Below are 19,723 nucleotides of genomic sequence, written 5' to 3' on the forward strand. Positions count from 1 at the left end.
ATCAATACTGCATAGTGAAGTCATGACTGGAGTCATGTCCAAGGGCGCTCTTCAAGCGCGACTTCCCGTACGGGAGCTGGCTCGGGCCTGCGTCGAGGCGTGTGCGCGGGCCGCCGCCGAGTTGGGGGCACGGCGGGCCGGGCTCGGCGAGGTGCCCGCCGTGCGGGTGGACGACGGGGCCGTCGCCACGGCGTTCGTCAGCGAGCGGCATCTGTTGATCAATGGCCGAGCGCCGGTCAACTTCGCACCCCTGTCCAGGTTCTGGCGCACGGCCGACGGCTGGGTGCGGACGCACGCCAACTATCCGCACCACCAGGAGCGGTTGCTCGAGGTGATGGGTCCGCCGGACTCCCTCGAGGCGGCCTTCGCCGAGCGTTCCGCCCTGGAGATCGAGGAGGCCGTGTACGCGGCCGGGGGTCTCGCCGTGGCGCTGCGGACGCCGCAGGAGTGGGCGGCTCATCCTCAGGCCGTGGCGGTGGCCGCGCGGCCGTTGGTCGAGCGCGGCCGGCTCGACTCAGCACGCGCACGTGCGTTCACGCCGCTCGGCGGGGTTCCCCTGCTGCCCGCCGCAGGACTGCGGGTCCTGGATCTGACCCGGGTGATCGCGGGCCCGGTCGCCACCCGCACGCTCGCCCTGCTCGGCGCGGACGTACTGCGCGTGGACGCGCCCCGGCTGCCCGAACTCCCCGACCAGCACGCCGACACGGGCTTCGGCAAGCGGTCGGCGACGCTGGACCTGGCGGCCGACCGGCGGACCTTCGAGGAGTTGCTCGCGGCGGCGGACGTGGTCGTCACCGGGTACCGCCCGGGCGCTCTGGACCGGTTCGGGCTGTCGCCGCGGGCGCTGGCGGAGCGGCGGCCGGGCATCGTCGTGGCGCAGTTGTCGGCCTGGGGCGCGTACGGGCCCTGGCGTGAGCGGCGCGGGTTCGACAGTCTCGTACAGGTGGCCACCGGGATCGCGGCGGTGGAGGGGTCGGTGGAGCGACCGGGGGCGCTGCCCGCACAGGCCCTCGACCATGGCACGGGGTACCTGCTGGCGGCGGAGGTGCTGCGGGCGCTGACCGAGCAGTCGGACGAGGGTGGCAGCCGGTTCCTTCGGCTGGCGCTGGCGAGGACGGCGGAGTGGCTGATGAACGGCATCCCGGCCGATTCCCGCGGGGATGTTGCGTACGACGGGCCTGATGCCTGGCTCGCCGAGACGGACAGTGGCCTCGGGCGGCTGCGGTACGCCCTGCCGCCGGTCTCCTTCGCGGGCGGGCCGACGGACTGGGCGCGGCCACCGGGACCGTGGGGGGCGGATCCCGCGCGGTGGGCGTGAGCGGCGGTCGGCCGGAAAACGTACCCATGGGCGGAATGCCGTACCGCCAGTTGTTTTCCTGGACTTGCCCGGTTCTGCGACAGCTGGTGAAGATCACGAGGTGACCTTGACAAGACCCACGGCCGGGGCTTCCGACGCGACCGGGCCGTCGCCGCGCTCCGGCACCGGCAAGGCTGTCGCCGTCCTCGTGCTGGTGACGCTCGGGGCGCTGATCCCGCTGCTGGGCCCGTCTGCCGCGCTGCACGGCACCGGGGAGGCCGCGGCGCCCGGAGTCGTCGGTATCGCGCTGCTGCGGGCGGTGCTGTTCGCGGCCCTGTGCGTCCCGGTGGGCGAGCTCTTCGTGAACCGGCTGGCCCGTTCCGTGCCCGGCGCTCCCCCGGCCGCGCCGCGCAGCTGGGCCCCGTACGCGGCCGCCGCCGGTTTCGTCGCCGCGCTGGGGCTCGCCTCGGTGGTGGCGACCGGCAACCTCGTGCCGCACAGCCTCGCCGAGATCGACATCGGCGGCCTGTACGAGTCCCGGGACGGCAAGCTCGCGCTCCTCGAGGTCAACGCGTTCCTCGTGGCGGGCCTGTGCTCCCGCTCGGCCCGCCCCGCCACCCAGGTCTGGCCGCTGGCCGCGGTCGTCGTGGCAGAAGCTCTGCGCGCGCATCCCACGACCGAGCAGAGCCCGTTGGTCGGGTCGGGGCTGACCCTGGTCCATCTGACCTGTGCGGCGCTGTGGGTGGGCGGGCTGCTGTACGTGCTGCGGACGCTGCGCCGGTGGGGGCCGACGGAAGCGGGCGCGGCTCTGCTGGGTCTCTACGCGCGCGTGGCTGTCGTTCTGCTCGCCGTGATCACCGCCACCGGGGTGTGCAGCACGCTGCGCCGGATGCCGCCGGGCACGGTCCTGCACCAGCTGACGGCGACCGCGTACGGGCGGGTGCTGCTCGCCAAGGTGCTGCTCGTGGCCGTGGTCGCCGCGCTCGCCCTGTGGGCGCGGTTCCGGCTGCGCCGGGCGCCCGACCCGCTGACCGCCTGCTCCCCCGCGCGGGCGGAGGTCGTCGCGCTGGGCGTGGTGGTCGTGGTGTCGGGGCTGCTGACGGCGCTGCCGGTGCCGATCCGCTGGTGAGCCGCCCTGGGGAGGGTCAGTTGGCGACGAGCACCTTGAGGGCCGTCCGCTCGTCCATCGCCTTGTAGCCGGCCGGGACGTCCTCCAGGCCGAGGGCCAGGTCGAAGACGGGCGACGGGTCGATGGTGCCGTCCAGGACGTCGGACAGCAGCTCCGGGATGTATGCGCGGACCGGGGCGACACCGCCGCGCAGCGCGATGTTCCGGTCGAACATGACGCCGAGGTCGATCCCGGTGCCGCTGCCGTGCGGCACGCCCACCCAGCCGATGGTGCCGCCGTCGCGGGTGATGTCGACCGCGGTGCGCATGGACTGCTCGGTGCCGACGGCCTCGACGACGGCGTGCGCGCCCTGGCCGCGGGTGAGTTCACGCACGGCCTCGACCGCCGCGTCCCCGCGCTCGGCGACCACGTCGGTGGCGCCGAAACGGCGGGCGATGTCGGTGCGGGCCTGGTGGCGGCCGAGCGCGATGATCCGCTCGGCGCCCAGCCGCCTGGCGGCGAGCACCGCGCACAGGCCGACGGCCCCGTCACCGACGACGGCGACCGTGGCACCCGCGCGGGCTCCGGCGCCGAGGGCGGCGTGGTGGCCGGTGCCCATGACGTCGGACAGGCTCAGCAGGGCGGTCAGCAGACGGTCGTCGGAGGCCGCGTCCTTGGGCAGCTGGACGAGGGTGCCGTCGGCGAAGGGCACGCGCACGGCCTCGCCCTGGCCGCCGTCGTAGCCGACGGAGCCCCAGAAGCCGCCGTGCTCGCAGGAGGTGTTCAGGCCCTCGCGGCAGTAGTCGCAGACGCCGTCGGACCACATGAAGGGCGCGACGACGAGGTCGCCGCGGCGGACGGTGCCCACCTCCGAGCCGGTCTCCTCGACGACGCCGAGGAACTCGTGCCCGATGCGCTGCCCCGGCTGCCGCGTGGCCGTGCCGCGGTACGCCCACAGGTCGCTGCCGCAGATGCAGGAGCGCAGGACGCGGACCACGGCGTCGGTGGGCAGTTGCACCACGGGGTCGGGCACGTCCTCCACGCGCATGTCGAAGGGGGCGTGGATGGTGGTGGCGCGCATGGCGAGGATCCTTCTCGTCTGTGGTGGTACGTGCGCTCAGGGGGTGGTCGAGCGCACTTCACCGTACGCCGACTCCCGCGGCCGTCGCTCGCCGAGTACGCCGGTGACCAGCAGTGACTGCGCGGCGATATAGGTGAGCATGATCCACAGGTCCGGCCGGGGCGGCTGGGGCCACTTGGCGACGCCGGTCGCGATGAGACTGTCGGAGAGCACGAAGAGCGCGCCGCCGAGCCCGGCGAGGAGTCCGAGCCGGGTGGCGGCCGCGTACGCCATGGCGGTGAGCAGCAAGCTGTACCCCGCGACGGGGACGCGCAGGTCGGCGGGCAGGCCGGGCCAGAGCAGGGCGACACTGATGACGAGGACGACGGCGTAGCCGGGGGCGAGGAAGGCACTGCGCGCGCGTGCCTCGCCGTACGCCCTGAAGAGCGCGAGGTAGCAGATGTGCCCGGCGGCGAAGCAGCCCATCCCGGCGAGGAAGGCGGACTCGGCGTCGAAGAGGAGCAGGGTGTCGCCGCCCCAGCCGCACAGCAGGGCGGCGATCAGGAGCCGGGGTGCGCCGCGGGACGCCGCGTATGCGGCGAGCAGCGGCATCAGGAGGGGCTTGGCGACGGTGTGCCCGACGTCCCAGCCGGCGGCCAGGGAGACGAGGTCGACGACGGCCGCGAGGGCGAACGCTCCGGCGAGCAGGCGTCTCACGCGGCCACGGTCTCCTCGGCCGGTTCCGCCACCGGTGCCGGCTTCCACCCCGGCCCCCGGAACACCCGCCCCGCGCGCTCGCGCCAACTGTGCGCCGCCTTGATGTCCTTGACGATCGAGACGTACTCATGGGTGGCGACCTTGATCGGGTTGAACGTGTCGATGTTCTTGGTCAACCCGTAGACAGGCCGTTCGGTCTCGGCGACGAACGACCCGAAGAGCCGGTCCCAGACGATGAGGATGCCGCCGAAGTTGCGGTCCAGATAGCCGCCCTGGGAGGCGTGGTGGACCCGGTGGTGGGAGGGCGTGTTGAACACGAACTCGAACCATCGGGGCATCTTGTCGATGCGCTCGGTGTGGATCCAGAACTGGTAGACGAGGTTCGCCGAGGAGCAGAAGGCCAGGGCTGCGGGGTGCACACCGGCGGCGATCAGGGGCACGTAGAACGGCCACACGGTGAGCGTGGTCCACGGCTGGCGCAGTGCGGTGGTGAGGTTGAACTTCTCGCTGGAGTGATGGACCACGTGACAGGCCCACAGGATGCGGATGACGTGGTGGCCGCGGTGCGACCAGTAGTAGAAGAAGTCCTGCGCGAGCAGCATCAGCGGGACGGTCCACCACAGCACGGGGACGCGCAGGGGCGTGAGTTCATGGATCGCCGTGTAGATCGCGACGATCGGGATCTTCCAGAGGAAGTCGAAGGCGAGGCTTCCCAGCCCCATGCCGACGCTGGTCACGGCATCCTTCGTCTCGTATCCGGCGGCATCCTCATCCGGATGGATACGGACGCTGATCACCTCGACCACGGTGAGCAGCACGAAGGCGGGTATCGACCACAGCACGACATCGGGCAGGTTCGGCATGGTGGCACCGTAGAACCGCTGGTCGGCCACGGCTAGACGTTGTTACTGACAAGTATTACCGGGAGTACGCGCTTACTTGTTGGTGATCTCCACCAAAGCCACCACCAGCAGTTTCAGACTCCGGCCGCCCCCAGCAGCGTCCCCGCCGCATACGTCACCCCCATCGCCAACGCCCCTCCCGCCACGTTCCGCAGCGCCGCGCGGACCGGGTCGGCGGCGCCGAGGCGGGCGCTGCTCCAGCCGGTGAGGACGAGGGCGGCGAGGGAGGAGAGGACGGTGACGGCCAGACGCCAGTCGGCGGGCGGCAGGACGATGGCGAGGAGCGGGAGCAGGGCGCCGACCGTGAAGGACAGGAAGCTCGCCCATGCTGCGTGCCAGGGGTTGGTGAGCTGGTCGGGGTCGATGCCGAGCTCCACGCGCGCGTGCGCTCTCAGGGCGTCCCGTTCCGTGAGCTGGACGGCCGCCTCACGGGCCACGTCCCGGGACAGGCCCCTGTCCTGGAGGAGTTCGGTGAGCTCCTCCAGTTCGGCCTCGGGCTGCTCGTGCAGCTCCCGCTTCTCGACGGCGAGGGCGGCCTTCTCCGAGTCCCGTTGGGTGGAGACGGAGACGTACTCCCCGGCCGCCATCGACATCGACCCCGCGAGGAGCCCCGCGAGGCCCGCCGTCAGGAGGGCCGAGCGGTCGTCCGTGGCGCCGGCGACGCCGACGACGAGGCCCGCGGTGGACACGATGCCGTCGTTGGCTCCCAGGACGGCCGCCCGCAGCCAGTTCAGCCGCTCGGCGAGCGCGCCGCCGTGGGCCTCGTCATGCGTGGGTTCGGTCACAGACGGGAGGATCGCACCCCGGGTGCCCTCCGGTCCGCACCGACGCTCACCAGACCCGTACCGACGCCCCCTTCGCGAACACCGGGCTCGTCGCGTCCGCCGGTGGCTCGGTGAGCGGCTCGGCGATCTCCTCGACCGTCGGGCCCACCTTCGCCGCGATGGGGTCGAGGAGGTCGAGGTCGAAGCCGTACACGCGCGCGGCGTTGCCGCCGACCATCGCGGCGACCTCCGCGCGGGGCACGCGCGCGTACGCGAACCTCAGGCCTTCCCGCGAGTACGGATACGTCCCCTCGTCGTGCGGATAGTCGCTCCCCCACATGATCTTGTCGATGCCGATCCGGTCGCGCAGCGGCACCTCGTGCGGGCGCATGAAGCTCGCGCCGACGAAGCAGTTGTCGCGCCAGACCTCGGAGGGCGCGTCGCCCATGCGGGCGGCCAGGCCCGCGCCGAACTTGGACTCCGCCGTGGACGCCCTCGTCGCGGCGGCGACCAGGCGCCCGTGGTAGTAGTCCAGCATCTCCAGCACACCCGGGATCCACCCCGACCCCTGTTCGGTGAGCACGAGCCTCAGCTCCGGGTGACGGCGGAAGGCACCGCCGAACACCAGGTGCCACAGCGCCCGGTGCGAGAACCAGGTCGTCTCGACCATGAAGACCGCGCGCGCCGCCGGTTCGTCGCCGAGCGGCGGGGAGGCCGAGCCCGCGTGGTGGTTGACGGGGACGCCGAGTTCCGCGCAGACGGCCCAGATGGGGTCGTACGTCGACGAGTAGAGCTCCGGGAGACCGCTGCCCGGCGGTGTGCCCGGCAGCAGCAGGCCGCCCTTGAGGCCCGCTTCGACGGACCGGCGGATCTCCTTCACCGCCTCCTCGACGTCGTTGAGCAGAATCTGGAAGACCCCCGCCCGCCGCCCCGGTGCCGCCGCGCAGAAGTCCGCCAGCCAGCGGTTGTGGGCGCGCAGACCGGCCCAGCGCCGCTCGAACTCCCCGGCGTCAGGTGCGGGCGCCATGAGCGAGCCGGACGGGAAGAACGGCGGGATGGTGTTGGGGAACACCACCTCCGCGACGATCCCGTCCTCCTCCAGCTCCGCGAGCCGTCGCTCGGAGTTCCAGTTCTTGTCGGCGGTGTCGGCGAGCAGGTCCTCGTAGGGATTGACGTACGTCGCCGCCCACGCGTCGAACTCGTCGTGGTACCGCCGCTCCAGATAGGGCTTGTAGTCCAGCAGGTCGGCGCCCGCGTGGCAGTCGGCGGAGATGACCGTGTAGCGATCGGTCATGGCGTCACCCCCAGGTTCGGGAAGTCATGGTCCGTCAGCCAGTGCCGGCCGACCTCGCGCGAGCGCGCCCAGGACGCCTCCACGGCCGTCTGGTCGGCGGACTGGCCGAGCTCGGCGGGGGTGGGGCCGATACGGTGGGCGAGCGGGGTCAGCTTCGCCACGTCGAAGCCGAAGACCTCCGCCGCGGCCAGCCCCAGCATGCGGCGGGTCTCCGCGACCGGGATGTCGTGGAAGGTGCGCTTGAGCCACGCGCGTGTGTCGGGCCAGGTGCCCTCGGGGTGCGGGAAGTCGCTGCCCCAGAGGATGTTGTCGACGCCGATCTCGTAGCGCTGGGCGAGCTCGCGGCGTTTGGTGTTGGTCGCGCAGATGAAGACCTGCCGGTCGAGGTACTCGTGGGGCGGACGCCTCACCTCCTGGAAGGGCGAGAGCTTCTTGCCGCCGTGTGCGCCGAGGTAGAGGCGGTCCATGAACCACAGCAGGTTCGGCAGCCACCAGCAGCCCGACTCGGCGACACCGAACCTCAGCCCCGGGTGGCGTTCGAAGACGCCCGACCAGAGCAGGAACCACAGCGGCCGCGCGGGCCACCAAGTGACCTCGGAGACGAAGATCCCGAGGTGGTCGCCGTACTCATGGCGCGGCGCGGCGCCGGAGTGGGTCATCACCGGCATCCCGCATTCGGCGGCCGCCGCCCACACCGGGTCGTAACGGTGGTCGTGGTAGGGCTCCTTGTCGACCCACATGGACGGGATCATCAGCGCGCCGAGCCCGGACTCCTTGGCCCGGTACACCTCGGCGACAACCCGCTCGGTCGGGGCCGTGACCGGCAACAGGGCCACTCCGCAGTGCCGTTCGGGGTGCTCGGAGACGAAGTCGGCCAGCCAGCGGTTGTGCGCCCGCGCGCCCGCCATGCCGAGCTCCGGGTCGTGATCGCCGGAGAGCCCGAGGCCCACCCCGAAGGGCGCGGCGGTCTGGCTGTCGACCGCGTCGGCGTCCGGGAAGACGACCTCGGCGGCCACCCCGTCGCCGTCGAGTTCCTTCAGCCGCTGCGCGGTCTCCCAGCCCCCGCGCAGGCCCTCCTCGTTGTCCTGGAACCACTTGTTCGCGAACGCCTCGTTGCGGATGCCGAGCCGGGTCATCTCCTCGCGGCGCCGGTCGCGCCCGGCGAGGAAGTCGTCGAACTCCCGGTGGAAACGGGAGTCCAGATAGGGCCGGTACTCCTCGGTGGGCAGTCCGGCGTGGCAGTCGGAGGAGATGATCAGGTACGGGTCGTCCTGGTCGGTCATCGAAGCTCCCTAGTCCAGGATGAAGTTCTCTAGGTACGACGGGTTCGCGCGGTCGAGCATCGACTGCGCCCGCGCCCTGATCTGGGCGTCACTGTGCTCGCTCGCCGGCAGCATCCAGAAGCGGTCCGCGCGGATGCCGTCGACCACGGCCTCGGCGACCTCCTCGACCGGTGTGAACCGCACCTCGCGGCCCGCCTCCTCCATCGCGGCCTCCCATTGGTCGAGGCTGCGGTACGGCGTCCTGCGCGGCCGCTCCTTGGCGTACCGCTCGGGCCGGTTGCGGTGCGACTCCCACAGGCCCGTGCGGAGCATGTGCGGACCGGGGAAGAGGACGGAGGCGCCCACGCGTGCGTGCTCCGCCTTGAGGTGGGCGTACAGGGACTCGGTCATCGTCACGACGGCCGCCTTGGTGACGGCGTAGACGGAGGCGGTGGGCAGCGGGGCGATACCGCCGTCGCCGGAGGACGTGTTGACCACATGACCGGGTTGACCCGACTTGATCATGTGGGGCACGAACGCCTGGATGCCATGGAAGACACCCCATACATTGACGGAGAACGCCCACTTCCAGTCGTTCGGCTCGTGCTCCCACATCCGGCCCTCGGCGCCCGAACCGACCCCGGCGTTGTTGCACAGCACATGGACGGCCCCGTACGTCTCATGGGCGAAGTCCGCCAGCTCCAGGACCTGTTCACGCTCACCGACGTCCACCACACGCGCGTGCACGTCCGCACCGTCCGCGCGAAGCCCCGACACGGCCTTCTCCAGGGCGCCCTCCTCGACGTCCGCGAGAACGACCTTGAGCCCTTCGGCGGCGAACCGCCGGACCATCGCGAGGCCGATGCCGCTCGCCGCGCCGGTGACCACGGCGACCTGGCCTTCCCTGAGGTCCATCACGCACTCCCCTCGGGGGGCGCGTCGAGGACCTGCGCCGGATCGTCGTAGCGCTGATGGATGTACGGCAACAGCGCCTGCGCGTCGACCCGCTCGACCACCCTGCCCCGCTGGTCGCTGGTCTTCTCGCCGATGGTGATCTCGACGAGGCGGCACACCGGGAGGTCGGCGACCGGGTCGTACATCGACTCGCGCAGGACGACGTCGCCGGTGATCCGCTCCAGCTTGCGGACCTTCTCGTTGCGCAGACAGCGTACGAGCACCGGGTCGGCGTCGAAGCCCGAACCGTCCACGGCGGGCAGGAACTTGAAGTAGAAGTCGGTCTTCCGGACCGGCTCCGGCAGCGGCAGGTCGCCGGCGACCGCGCCGCGCACCTCGGCGAAGGCGATGCCGTGGCGGGCGAGGAACGCACGGACGATCAGACCGTCGCGCTCGACGACCACCTCACCGAGCTTCTTGGGTTCACCGAAGACCTCGCGGCCACCGATGAGGGCCCGTTCATGGGTCATCGGCATGACGAGGGGATACCAGCCCTCGACGCCGTCATGGGCCGCGGCGACCGCGAACGAGCCCGCGCCGAGCGGATATCCGGGCAGGTCGACCTTGCTGATGTTGACCCGGGCCAGCGGCCGGCCCGTGGGTTTCAGGGGTGGTGGCAGGACCGCCGCGAGCGCGTCCGGGTCGGTCTCCCAGATCGCCATCACACCGGTGGACCAGATGTCCGGGAGCCTGGAGCTCGCGGTGCGCGCGGCGGCGATCTCCGCCTCGGTCCGTGCGCCGTACCGTACGCGTGCCATGTCGTACCGCCCTTCTTCTGATGGGCCGTCACCTGTAACACAGTTACAGCACCCGCCCCGCGGGGTAAATACGCGTGCACGAGCCGGACTTGGGGGCAGCATGGCGAGAGCGTCGCTCACCCGGGACGAGGTCCTGGACACCGCCGCGAACCTGGTCAAGCAGCACGGCCCCGAGGCGCTGACGATGCGCAAGCTCGCCGCCGAACTGGGCACCGCCGTGACCTCGATCTACTGGCATGTCGGCAACCGGGAGTCCTTGCTGGACGCGCTCGTCCAGCGGACCGTGGCCGACCTGGGCGAGTTCCGTCCGGTCGGGCGCACCCCGGCCGAGCGGATCGTCTCGGTGGCCCGCATCCTGCGCCGACGGCTGCGCGCCCATCCGCATCTGATCGCGATGGTCCACGAACGCGGCCTGACCGAGCGGATGTTCCTGCCCGCGCGCCAGGCGCTCGTGCGCGAGGTGCACGCGGCCGGGCTGCGCGGCGCCCGGGCGGCGGAGGCGGTGCGGGCGGTGCAGTTCCAGGTCGTGGGCTTCGTCCTCGTGGAACGCAACCGGGAGCGCGCGCCCGTGCAGCGGCCCGCGCAGGAGACCACCGCGTACGACGACCCGGGGCTCGCCCGTGCCTTCGCGCGGCCGGTGAACGAGGAGCGGCTGTTCGTCACGTCCGTGCGGGCGTTGACGCGCTCACTGCTCGAAAACAAATAAGTGGCGCCGTACAGACGGCTCTCCTACATTCGTGATCGCGGGGGCGGCTCCGCAAGCGTGCTTCCTTCTCCCTTTCCGACGCTGACAGCGCGCTCACTCTCCGCCCCTCGCCTTCTTCTCTCTTCCTTCCCGCCGGGGGCCTCCGCTTGTCCGTACTGTCGTCCGTGCTGCTCCGCCGCCTTCGTACCGTCTACGTCGACCAGGCCGGGCCCCGCCCGGGCGACCCGTCGACGACGCCAGGGCTCGTCGCGCTCGAAGCCGAGCTGCTGGACCGGGGATTCGCACCGACGGCGGAGCTGCACGCGGCCCTCGCCTGGCTGGGGCCCGCCGGGCTCGGGGACGCGGGCAGGCAGCTGATCCGGCACATCGACGCCGAACTGGGCGCGGACCGCACCCATATGCCGATGTTCCGCAGCTTCCCGGCCTCGGTGCCGGACGACACATTCCAGCTGTACGTCGACCGGATCTTCACCCTGCTGCTGCAGTGGCCCGCCCAGCCGTGCGTGCTGTGCGGCACGGTCGGCAGCGTGCACCCGGTGTCGCCGTGCGCGCATCTGGTGTGCCGGGAGTGCTGGGACGGCGCGGACTACGCGGGCTGCCCGGTCTGTCATCGCCGTATCGACCGGGCCGACCCCTTCCTGAAGCCGGAGCACCCGCGCCACGAGCGTGAACTCGCCGTCGGCCCGCTGAAGTCGCTCGCCCTCGGCGTGGACGCGAAGGCGGACGCGGTCCGGGCCCTGCTGAAGCTGCTGGCCCGTCGCACCCCGCTGCCGCCGCAGGACCGGGACGATGTGAAGATCCTGCTGGCGCACGCGCCGGCCGACCTCGGCTGGTTCCCGGCGGACATCCCGGTGCGCCGGACCAAGGCGCTGGTCCTCGGCATGCTGCTGCTCGACCGGCACACGCGCGTGACGGCGACCGGGCTCCTCGCCACGCATCTGACGACCGCGACGGACGTACTGCGGCTGCTGTGCGTGTGGTCCGGCGGCGAGGCCGACCTGCTCGACCCTCCCCGTATGCGCTCCCTGCCGCGCGCGCTGCGCCGACAACTGCTCGGCACACTCGACGGCCTGGCGATGCCGTCGCTGGTCGAGGACGTGCTGCGGCACCCGGGCGCCTGGAAGCGCGCCGCCGAGATCCTGCACCCCTACGAGCAGCACGCCCGCCATCCCCAGGCCGCGCTCGCGTTCGCCGTCCTGCGTGCCACGGACACCTCCGAGGGCGCGCTCGGCGAGGCACTGCTGCGGACCGCCGCCGAACACCCGGACGCGGTGCGGGTCGACGGGGTCCGCGTCAAGCCGGCCACCTGGACGGCACGCGTCGAACAGGCGCTGCACGAGAAGGACATGACGGCCGCCCTGGAGCTGCTCGCCCAGCGGCCGGGCGAACTGCTGCGCAGGCTCGACCATCTGCTGCGGCTGCGCGAACTCGACGCACTGCCGGAGGGTTTCGGGGACCTCCTGCGCCATGTGCTGCCCAAGGCGGGGCCGGGTCCGCTGCTGGCCGTGCTCGGCCGGATGCGGATCCGTCATCTGCCGGGCGGGCGGCGGGTGTTCTTCCCGCGCGGGCAGGTCACCCACTCCTTCACGATCGACGACACGCGCGTGCCGCTGTCGTCGGAGGTGACGGACCAGGTGTGCGCGCTGCTGGAGGCCGAGGCGCTGCGCCGCCTGGCCGACGGGCCTCGGCTCGACCTGGCCGTGCTGGACTCGGCGCTCACCGGTCTCGCGGTACCGGCCGTCGAGAGCGCCGCCGCGAAGGCGCTCGTGACGGTGCCGCGCGGCAGCACGCAGCCGCTGCCCGAGGGGGAGGTCCTGCGGCTCTTCCTGCACTGGATGGAGCCCGCGGGCACCCGGGTGGACCTGGACCTGTCGGTGGCGCTGTACGACGAGGACTGGAAGTTCGCGGGTCTGTGCGACTACACCAACCTCGTGTACGAGGGCCGTTCGGCGGTCCACTCCGGTGATCTGGTCTCGGGACCCGCGCCGGACGGGGCGACCGAGTACGTCGACCTGGACCTCGGCGCGCTCGCCGACCGTGGGGTGCGGTTCGCGCTGCCCGTCGTCTTCAGCTTCAACGACGTCCCGTTCGAGGCACTCCTGGACGCCTTCGCCGGCTTCATGGCGCTGCCGTCCGCCGCCCTGGAGGACCGTGACGCGTCCTACGACCCGCGCACGGTCCGTCAGCGGTACGACCTCGTGGGCGACTCGCGCATCCACGTCCCGATGCTGGTCGACCTGGACCGCCGCACGTTCCTGTGGACCGACCTGCACCTGCCGGCCGCCGAGGGCTTCCACAGCCTGTATGTGCACGGGGCCGACCTGGGACGGGTCGCCGAGGACCTGCATCAGTACTTCTCCTGCGGCCGTACGACCCTGTGGGACCTGGCCGTGTGGCGGGCGGCCGCGCGGGGCGACGAGGTCGCGGTGGTACGGCGCGCGCCGCATCCGCGCGCGGTGGACGAGCTCTGGCACTACCGGCGGCACATCGGGGAACCGGACACGGAGTTCGCGGCACGCGTGCGTGCCCTGGAGCCGCCGGAGAGACGGCAGCCGTCCGAGGACGCCGACGCCCTCGCGGGTGAAGCGGCCGCGAAGAAGCATGTGTTCCTCGCGCTGGTCCACGGCGGAGTGGCCCCCGAGGGCGCGGCCGGGTCGGTGTACCGGCTGCTGCCGGGGCCCGTCGACGGCTGCGGTCTGGAGGCGCTGACGGCGGGGGACCTGGTGGCGGCGCTGGGGTGAGGGGGCTGACCCGGTGAACAACTGCCGGGCTTCGGTGCGAGGTTGCTGCCCCGTACGCGCGCGTGCGTGCGGTTCCTCACGCCTTTGTGCGAACACCCGGCGCCGCCCGCCGCCGCACATGCACCCCTCTCGGCCGGGTGCGCGCGGCGCTGTCAGTGGGGGCCCGTATCCTCAGGGACCATGCTCGAAGACCAGTCGACCGCAGCGTCCTCCCCCACAACGTGGCCGGCCGCGTATCCGCAGGGGTACGCGGTCGTCGACGTGGAGACCACCGGCCTCGCCCGGGACGACCGGATAATCTCCGCGGCCGTCTACCGGCTGGACGCGCGCGGCGAGGTCGAGGACCACTGGTACACGCTGGTCAACCCGGAGCGCGACCCCGGCCCGGTGTGGATCCACGGTCTGACGAGCGATGTGCTCGAGGGCGCGCCCCTCTTCCAGGACATCGTCGAGGATTTCTCGACCCGGCTGGACGGCCGGGTGCTCGTCGCGCACAACGCGGTCTTCGACTGGCAGATGATCGCGCGGGAGTACGCGCGGGCGGAGCGCGAGGCGCCGGTGCGACAGCGGCTGTGCACCATCGCGCTGTCCAAGGAGCTCGCCCTGCCGCTGCCCAACCACAAGCTGGAGTCGCTGGCCGCCCACTTCGGCGTCGTACAGCAGCGCGCGCACCACGCGCTCGACGACGCGCGCGTGCTCGCGGAGGCGTTCCGGCCGAGCCTGCGGGCGGCGGCCGAGGGTGGCGTACGGCTGCCGCTGCACGAGTGCCGGCCACTGACCGAGTGGACGGACCGGGCCGTGCCCCGGCAGCAGCAGTCGAGCTACGGCAGCTACCGGCCGACCAGTTGGCGCCCCGCCCGCAAAAGGCCCGCATGCCCCTATCCCAACCCGGGGCGTTACGAAGAGGGCAAACCGCTCAAGCAGGGCATGCGCATCGCCTTCTCCGGCGACACCTCCACCGAGCGCGACCTCCTGGAGGACCGCGCGATCGAGGCCGGGCTGCACGTCGCCACCAGCATCTCCCGGCTGACCAGCCTGCTCGTCACCAACGACCCGGACTCGGGCACGTCGAAGGTGGTCAAGGCCCGGCAGTTCGGCACGCCGGTCGTCGACGAGGCGGCCTTCGGGCAACTCCTCGGCAATGTGGCACCGGCGTCGCAGGGATGACCGTACGGACGGGTGATTGCGCCGCGACTCGCCCGCCGCCGCCTAGCCCGCGCCGGACCGACGGCTCACCCTGTGGCGCATGGCGACTTGCGAAGTATGCGGAAACAACTACGGCATGACCTTCGAGGTGCACGCACAGGGAGCGGTGCACGTCTTCGACTGCTTCTCCTGTGCGATCCACCGCATGGCCCCGATCTGCGAGCACTGCCGTGTGCAGATCATCGGCCAGGGCGTCGAGGTCGAGGGCCACTGGTTCTGCGGCGCCCACTGCGCCCGCGCGGAGGGAAAGGTGGGCATCGTCGACCGCGTCTGACCACACCCCTGTGCGAACACCCCATGACCCGAGTTGTACGGTCATGGGGTGTACCGCTTCCTGTTGTCCCGGCAGTGGGTGATCCTCACGCTGGTCGCCCTCGTCCTCATCCCCACGATGATCCGGCTGGGCATCTGGCAGATGCATCGCTACGAGGAGCGCAGCGCCCGCAATCAGCTCGTCTCCGACGCACTGTCCGCCGACCCGGTGCCGGTGGAGCGGATGACGGCCGCCGGGCACGCGGTCACCAGCAAGGAGCGGTACCGGTCGGTGACCGCGACGGGCCGCTTCGACACCGATGACGAGCTCGCCGTCCGCCGCCGCACCAACTCCGACGACGAGGTCGGCTACCACGTCCTGACCCCGTTCGTCCTGAACGACGGCAAGGTACTCCTGGTCAACCGCGGCTGGGTGCCCACCGGTGCCACCCAGACCGCCTTCCCGAAGGTCCCGGCGCCCCCCGCGGGAGAGGTCACCGTCACCGGGCGGCTGATGCCCGACGAGACGACCGAGGCGAGCGGCATCAAGAACCTCACGGGCCTGCCGGACCGCCAGATCATGCTGATCAACAGCGAGCAGGAGGCCCAGCGCCTCGGCAAGCAGGTCCTCGGCGGCTACATCGCCCTGACCACGCCCGAGCCCAAGGGCGACACCCCGGAGCTGCTTGGCAGGCCGGGCAAGGAGAACGCCCCGCTGAACTACGCCTACGCCTACCAGTGGTGGCTGTTCGCCGCGGGCGTCCCGATCGGCTGGATCGTCCTGGTCCGGCGCGAGCTGCGGGACCGCCGGGAGGCGGCGGAGAAGGAAACGGCGACGGAGGCGGAGCCGGCGGCGGTCTGAGCCGGGCGACGCCCGTCCCTCCTCCTCACGCCTCCTGCCGGTCGCGCCAATAGAGAAACGTGCGCTCCGGCGCCGGCAGCAGCTCCCACGGATGCGTCGTCATATGGCGGCCGATACGCCGGAAGACGGGTGCGGCCTCGTTCGGACGGTGGGTGCGGACCAGGGCGAAGGCGAGGAGGTTGAGGTCGGCGACGGCCTCGGCATGCGGCGTGGCGGCGGTGCGGAACCAGCTGGCCAGAGCCGTCTCGATCTCCTCGCCGGCCCAGGACTCGTTCCAGTGGGCGTCGGCCCCGAGCCCCGTCCGCCCCCGCAGTTGCCGGTGCGCGACCAGTTCGACGCGGGCCGCCACGGGAAGCAGGGCCAGGGGTGATCCGTGCGGTGCGCGGGAGGCGGCGTGCCGGGCGAAGTCCGTCATGGCGGTGACCGTGCCGGGGCCGCGCGGGGACAGATGGCGCAGCAGCCGGTGGTAGGCACCCCGGTGCCAGGGTGCGCGGTTGACGGCCTCGGTCCACACGGGCACGGCGTCCCGGACCGGGACGGCGAGCGCGTACATCACGTCCAGCAGGGCCAGCCACGGGGTCGGGTCCTCGGGGCAGGCGTCGGCGGCACGCAGGCACGCCTGTTCCGCCTCCCGGGCGGCGGCCCGCCCCTCGGAAGCGGCCCGCGCGGACCGTACGCAGGCCCGCAGCACCAGGGCGTCCCCGTCACCGGGCCGGTCGGCGGTCCAACGCTCGCAGACCGCGGGCGGCAGATCCCCCGCCAGTACGGACATCCGGTGCCACCGACGGTCCCAGTCGCGGCCCGTGTCGCGCAGCAGTTCGGCGACCGGCTGCCACAGGGGGCGGGTACGGCCGGCGCCCAGGCCGTGCAGCTGAGGGGTGGGGCGCAGCTCCGTCAGGGTCGTGTGCAGCGTGTCGTCGTCGAGTGCGGGGCGGACCAGCAGGGCGGGGCGGCGTCTGAACATCTCGGTCCCGGAGGTGAGTCGTCGGGGACCGCGGGGCGGTGCGTCCGCCCCGCGGTCCCCCGGCGGTGGAGGTCAGCAGCAGCGGCCCTGCGGGTGGGCCTCCTGGTGCCGGGTGCGCAGCACCTGGTAGTCGCGCCGGGTCGGTACGGGCGCGAGCGGGTGGTGGCGGAGGTGGCGTTCGCAGTAGCGGTCGTACTCCGTCTCCCCGGTCAGCTCCCTCAGGTACCAGCGGACGGCCCGGGCCCATCGCCGGACGCTCACGACCGCACCCCGGCCAGCGGCGCCTCACCGGCCTGCTCGGGCACCTCGATGCGGGACTCGACGTACGGCGACTCGGTCGTCTCCAGGGTGCCCGGGGCGCGGACGGCCCGTACGCACACGACTGCCGCGTTGACGATCACGACCGCGACGAGCAGCAGGAACAGGGCGATCAGTACGCCGTCGACGGTGGAGTTGGTGACCACGGTCCGCATGTCGTCGAGGGACTTGGCGGGCGGCAGCACCTGTCCGGCGTCGATGCCGTCGGCGTACTTGGCGCGCTGGGCGAAGAAGCCGACGCGCGGGTCGTCGGAGAAGATCTTCTGCCAGCCGGCGGTGAAGGTGATCGCGACCACCCAGGCCAGCGGGACCCCGGTGACCCAGGCCCAGCGCAGCCGCCCGGACTTCACCAGGACCGTGGTGCACACCGTCAGGGCCACGGCCGCCAGCAACTGGTTCGCGATGCCGAAGAGCGGGAAGAGCTGGTTGATCCCGCCGAGCGGGTCGGTGGCGCCGCTGTAGAGGAAGTAGCCCCAGGCCGCCACGACGAGTCCGCTGCACAGCCAGATGCCCGGCTTCCAGTTGACCCGGCCGACCGGCTTCCAGACGTTGCCGAGCATGTCCTGGAGCATGAAGCGCCCGACCCGGGTGCCCGCGTCCACGGTCGTCAGGATGAACAGCGCCTCGAACATGATCGCGAAGTGGTACCAGAAGGCCTTCATGGCCGTCCCGCCGAAGACCCCGGAGAAGATCTCCGACATGCCCACCGCGAGGGTCGGGGCGCCTCCGGAGCGGGCGATCAGTGTCTGCTCCTCCACCGCCTTCGCGGCCTGTGTGAGCTGGTCGGGCGTGATGGTGAAGCCCAGGCCCGCGACCGCGTGGGACGCCGACTCGGCCGTCGTGCCGAGCAGCCCCGCCGGGGCGTTCATCGCGTAGTACAGCCCCGGCTCCAGGGTCGCCGCGGCGATCAGCGCCATGATCGCGACGAACGACTCCATCAGCATGGCGCCGTAGCCGATCATCCGGATCTGCGACTCCTTCTGGATCAGCTTCGGAGTCGTCCCGGAGGAGACCAGGGCGTGGAAGCCGGACAGGGCGCCGCAGGCGATGGTGATGAAGAGGAAGGGGAACAGCGAACCGGCGAAGACCGGGCCCGCGCCCGAGGATGCGAAGTCGGTCACCGCGTCCGCGCGCAGCACCGGGGCGGCGACCACGACCCCCACCGCGAGCAGCGCGATCGTGCCGATCTTCATGAAGGTGGAGAGGTAGTCCCGGGGGGCGAGCAGCATCCAGACCGGGAGGACGGAGGCGACGAAGCCGTAGCCGATGAGACAGAAGACGAGGGTCGTCGGGCTCAGGGTGAAGGTCGAGGCCAGCGAGGACTCCTGGACCCAGCTGCCGCCGACGATCGCGAGCAGCAGCAGGACGACACCGATGAGGCTGGTCTCGACGACCCGGCCCGGGCGGATGCGGTGCAGCCAGAAGCCCATGAACAGGGCGATCGGGATGGTCATCGCGACGGAGAAGGTGCCCCACGGGGAGTGGGCGAGGGCGTTGACCACGACCAGGGCGAGCACACCCAGCAGGATGATCATGATGGCGAAGACCGCGATCAGTGCCGCCGCGCCGCCCGCCCGGCCGATCTCGTCACGGGCCATCTGCCCGAGCGACTTGCCGTCCCGGCGCATGGACAGGAACAGCACGATCATGTCCTGCACCGCACCCGCGAAGATCACTCCGGCGACGATCCACAGAGTGCCGGGCAGATAGCCCATCTGGGCCGCGAGGACCGGGCCCACGAGCGGTCCGGCGCCCGCGATCGCCGCGAAGTGGTGGCCGAGGAGCACCCGGCGGTCGGTGGGGTGGAAGTCGACGCCGTCCTCCAGGCGCTCGGCCGGGGTGGCCCGGCGGTCGTCCGGTTTCAGGACGCGCCGCACGATGAAGCGGGAGTAGAAGCGGTAGGCGATCGCGTACGAGCCGAGCGCGGCGACGACCAGCCAGACCGCGGAGATCTTCTCCCCGCGGGCCAGCGCGAGGACGCCCCAGGCGACCGCGCCGAGCAGCGCGACGACAGCCCACAAAAGGATCGACCGAGGTGACATACGTGACTTTTCAGGCGCCTCGAGGGCAGGCTGAAGGGCGGTTTCGGGCATGGCGGCTCCTCACCGGAAACGGTGGAACGAGACAGGGAAGACGGTGGAACGAGACAGGAAGAGAAAGGGCTCAGCGGCGATGTCGGTCCGTCAGCGCGTACGCCGCGAGCAGACAGAGACCGCACCCCGGCACCCAGGCGAGCTGGTACCAGTAGAAGAACGGCGTCCCCGCAAGCCGCGGCTCCGCGCCGGCGTACAGCGGAACCCACAGCAGTCCCGCGGCGGGTGCGAGAAGCAGTACGGCGATCGCGACGCGCCGTAGCCGGTGATGACCGGTCCGTACCATGACCTGCGCTCCTCTCCCCTTCGCTGTGGGTCTGTGCAAGAGTTGCCCACCCGTCGCAGTCGGTTGACAGCGAATGTCCAGAAGATTTCCCGCCGGTTCCCTGTCATCCGAACCGGCCGCACGCGCAACTCTTGCGCGAGGGTCAAGCCACACCTGCGGGCACACCAAGGACGGTGACC

General features: G+C 71.8%; 19 protein-coding genes. 7 read left to right on the forward strand and 12 right to left on the reverse strand.

Going from position 1 to position 19,723, the window contains the following annotated elements; translation table 11 throughout:
- Positions 1–22: 22 nt before the first annotated feature.
- Positions 23–1,318 carry a CoA transferase gene (locus tag OHU89_RS12895; protein ID WP_405642508.1) on the forward strand — a complete coding sequence of 432 codons (1,296 nt, stop codon included), beginning with the start codon at positions 23–25 and terminating at the stop codon, positions 1,316–1,318.
- A 100-nt stretch (positions 1,319–1,418) separates the two neighbouring features.
- Positions 1,419–2,426 carry a CopD family protein gene (locus OHU89_RS12900; protein WP_405642509.1) on the forward strand — a complete coding sequence of 336 codons (1,008 nt, stop codon included), beginning with the start codon at positions 1,419–1,421 and terminating at the stop codon, positions 2,424–2,426.
- 16 nt (positions 2,427–2,442) lie between these two features.
- On the opposite strand, the gene OHU89_RS12905 is transcribed toward OHU89_RS12900, so the two are convergent.
- The 8 genes from OHU89_RS12905 to OHU89_RS12940 form a co-directional block, all read right to left on the reverse strand.
- Positions 2,443–3,486, reverse strand: a complete 1,044-nt coding sequence (locus OHU89_RS12905) for a zinc-dependent alcohol dehydrogenase family protein (protein WP_405642510.1) — start codon at positions 3,484–3,486, stop codon at positions 2,443–2,445.
- A gap of 36 nt (positions 3,487–3,522) precedes the next feature.
- Positions 3,523–4,182 carry a lysoplasmalogenase gene (locus OHU89_RS12910; protein WP_405642512.1) on the reverse strand — a complete coding sequence of 220 codons (660 nt, stop codon included), beginning with the start codon at positions 4,180–4,182 and terminating at the stop codon, positions 3,523–3,525.
- Entirely contained in the window at positions 4,179–5,045 is an 867-nt protein-coding gene (locus OHU89_RS12915; protein ID WP_405654468.1) for a sterol desaturase family protein, read from the reverse strand. Before OHU89_RS12915 ends, OHU89_RS12910 begins: the two co-directional genes overlap by 4 nt.
- A 113-nt stretch (positions 5,046–5,158) precedes the next feature.
- Positions 5,159–5,869, reverse strand: a complete 711-nt coding sequence (locus OHU89_RS12920) for a VIT family protein (RefSeq protein ID WP_405642514.1) — start codon at positions 5,867–5,869, stop codon at positions 5,159–5,161.
- Positions 5,870–5,915: 46 nt separating this feature from the next.
- A complete protein-coding gene (locus OHU89_RS12925; RefSeq protein ID WP_405642516.1) occupies positions 5,916–7,142 on the reverse strand; it encodes an amidohydrolase family protein in 1,227 nt (408 codons plus the stop codon).
- A complete protein-coding gene (locus tag OHU89_RS12930) occupies positions 7,139–8,425 on the reverse strand; it encodes an amidohydrolase family protein (protein ID WP_405642517.1) in 1,287 nt (428 codons plus the stop codon). Before OHU89_RS12930 ends, OHU89_RS12925 begins: the two co-directional genes overlap by 4 nt.
- A 9-nt stretch (positions 8,426–8,434) precedes the next feature.
- A complete protein-coding gene (locus OHU89_RS12935) occupies positions 8,435–9,319 on the reverse strand; it encodes an SDR family NAD(P)-dependent oxidoreductase (protein ID WP_266894269.1) in 885 nt (294 codons plus the stop codon).
- Positions 9,319–10,116, reverse strand: coding sequence for an acetoacetate decarboxylase family protein (locus tag OHU89_RS12940; protein WP_405642519.1), 798 nt, complete (start codon positions 10,114–10,116; stop codon positions 9,319–9,321). Before OHU89_RS12940 ends, OHU89_RS12935 begins: the two co-directional genes overlap by 1 nt.
- 100 nt (positions 10,117–10,216) lie before the next feature.
- Between OHU89_RS12940 and OHU89_RS12945 the strand changes: the two genes are divergently transcribed.
- From OHU89_RS12945 to OHU89_RS12965, 5 genes are all read left to right on the forward strand, one after another.
- The gene (locus OHU89_RS12945) at positions 10,217–10,822 is read left to right on the forward strand and encodes a TetR/AcrR family transcriptional regulator (protein ID WP_405642520.1); all 606 of its coding nucleotides are present in this window, start codon (positions 10,217–10,219) and stop codon (positions 10,820–10,822) included.
- A 146-nt stretch (positions 10,823–10,968) separates the two neighbouring features.
- The gene (locus OHU89_RS12950) at positions 10,969–13,563 is read left to right on the forward strand and encodes an MXAN_6230/SCO0854 family RING domain-containing protein (RefSeq protein WP_405642522.1); all 2,595 of its coding nucleotides are present in this window, start codon (positions 10,969–10,971) and stop codon (positions 13,561–13,563) included.
- Positions 13,564–13,743: 180 nt separating this feature from the next.
- Positions 13,744–14,730 (forward strand): DEDDh family exonuclease, encoded by a 987-nt coding sequence (locus OHU89_RS12955; protein WP_266894261.1) that lies wholly within the window; start codon positions 13,744–13,746, stop codon positions 14,728–14,730.
- Positions 14,731–14,809: 79 nt separating this feature from the next.
- Positions 14,810–15,043, forward strand: a complete 234-nt coding sequence (locus OHU89_RS12960; protein ID WP_079083468.1) for a hypothetical protein — start codon at positions 14,810–14,812, stop codon at positions 15,041–15,043.
- Positions 15,044–15,091: 48 nt separating this feature from the next.
- Entirely contained in the window at positions 15,092–15,883 is a 792-nt protein-coding gene (locus tag OHU89_RS12965) for an SURF1 family protein (RefSeq protein WP_405642524.1), read from the forward strand.
- Positions 15,884–15,908: 25 nt separating this feature from the next.
- Here OHU89_RS12965 and OHU89_RS12970 read toward each other — a convergent pair whose 3' ends face one another.
- The 4 genes from OHU89_RS12970 to OHU89_RS12985 form a co-directional block, all read right to left on the reverse strand.
- Positions 15,909–16,847 carry a hypothetical protein gene (locus OHU89_RS12970; protein WP_405642526.1) on the reverse strand — a complete coding sequence of 313 codons (939 nt, stop codon included), beginning with the start codon at positions 16,845–16,847 and terminating at the stop codon, positions 15,909–15,911.
- A gap of 72 nt (positions 16,848–16,919) precedes the next feature.
- Positions 16,920–17,108, reverse strand: a complete 189-nt coding sequence (locus OHU89_RS12975; RefSeq protein WP_266894255.1) for a YbdD/YjiX family protein — start codon at positions 17,106–17,108, stop codon at positions 16,920–16,922.
- Entirely contained in the window at positions 17,105–19,207 is a 2,103-nt protein-coding gene (locus tag OHU89_RS12980) for a carbon starvation CstA family protein (protein ID WP_405642528.1), read from the reverse strand. Before OHU89_RS12980 ends, OHU89_RS12975 begins: the two co-directional genes overlap by 4 nt.
- Positions 19,208–19,328: 121 nt before the next feature.
- The gene (locus OHU89_RS12985; RefSeq protein ID WP_405642529.1) at positions 19,329–19,544 is read right to left on the reverse strand and encodes a DUF3311 domain-containing protein; all 216 of its coding nucleotides are present in this window, start codon (positions 19,542–19,544) and stop codon (positions 19,329–19,331) included.
- Between the last annotated feature and the right edge of the window lie 179 nt (positions 19,545–19,723).

It is taken from the genome of Streptomyces sp. NBC_00019, assembly GCF_045041015.1.
GTDB lineage: Bacteria > Actinomycetota > Actinomycetes > Streptomycetales > Streptomycetaceae > Streptomyces.

Coding starts and splice junctions, on each gene's coding strand:
- OHU89_RS12935 (WP_266894269.1), bottom strand. CDS start 9,319: ATGGACCTCAGGGAAGGCCAGGTCGCCGTGGTCACCGGCGCGGCGAGC.
- OHU89_RS12905 (WP_405642510.1), bottom strand. CDS start 3,486: ATGCGCGCCACCACCATCCACGCCCCCTTCGACATGCGCGTGGAGGAC.
- OHU89_RS12930 (WP_405642517.1), bottom strand. CDS start 8,425: ATGACCGACCAGGACGACCCGTACCTGATCATCTCCTCCGACTGCCAC.
- OHU89_RS12940 (WP_405642519.1), bottom strand. CDS start 10,116: ATGGCACGCGTACGGTACGGCGCACGGACCGAGGCGGAGATCGCCGCC.
- OHU89_RS12945 (WP_405642520.1), top strand. CDS start 10,217: ATGGCGAGAGCGTCGCTCACCCGGGACGAGGTCCTGGACACCGCCGCG.
- OHU89_RS12915 (WP_405654468.1), bottom strand. CDS start 5,045: ATGCCGAACCTGCCCGATGTCGTGCTGTGGTCGATACCCGCCTTCGTG.
- OHU89_RS12970 (WP_405642526.1), bottom strand. CDS start 16,847: ATGTTCAGACGCCGCCCCGCCCTGCTGGTCCGCCCCGCACTCGACGAC.
- OHU89_RS12960 (WP_079083468.1), top strand. CDS start 14,810: ATGGCGACTTGCGAAGTATGCGGAAACAACTACGGCATGACCTTCGAG.
- OHU89_RS12985 (WP_405642529.1), bottom strand. CDS start 19,544: ATGGTACGGACCGGTCATCACCGGCTACGGCGCGTCGCGATCGCCGTA.
- OHU89_RS12925 (WP_405642516.1), bottom strand. CDS start 7,142: ATGACCGATCGCTACACGGTCATCTCCGCCGACTGCCACGCGGGCGCC.
- OHU89_RS12980 (WP_405642528.1), bottom strand. CDS start 19,207: ATGTCACCTCGGTCGATCCTTTTGTGGGCTGTCGTCGCGCTGCTCGGC.
- OHU89_RS12955 (WP_266894261.1), top strand. CDS start 13,744: ATGCTCGAAGACCAGTCGACCGCAGCGTCCTCCCCCACAACGTGGCCG.
- OHU89_RS12895 (WP_405642508.1), top strand. CDS start 23: ATGACTGGAGTCATGTCCAAGGGCGCTCTTCAAGCGCGACTTCCCGTA.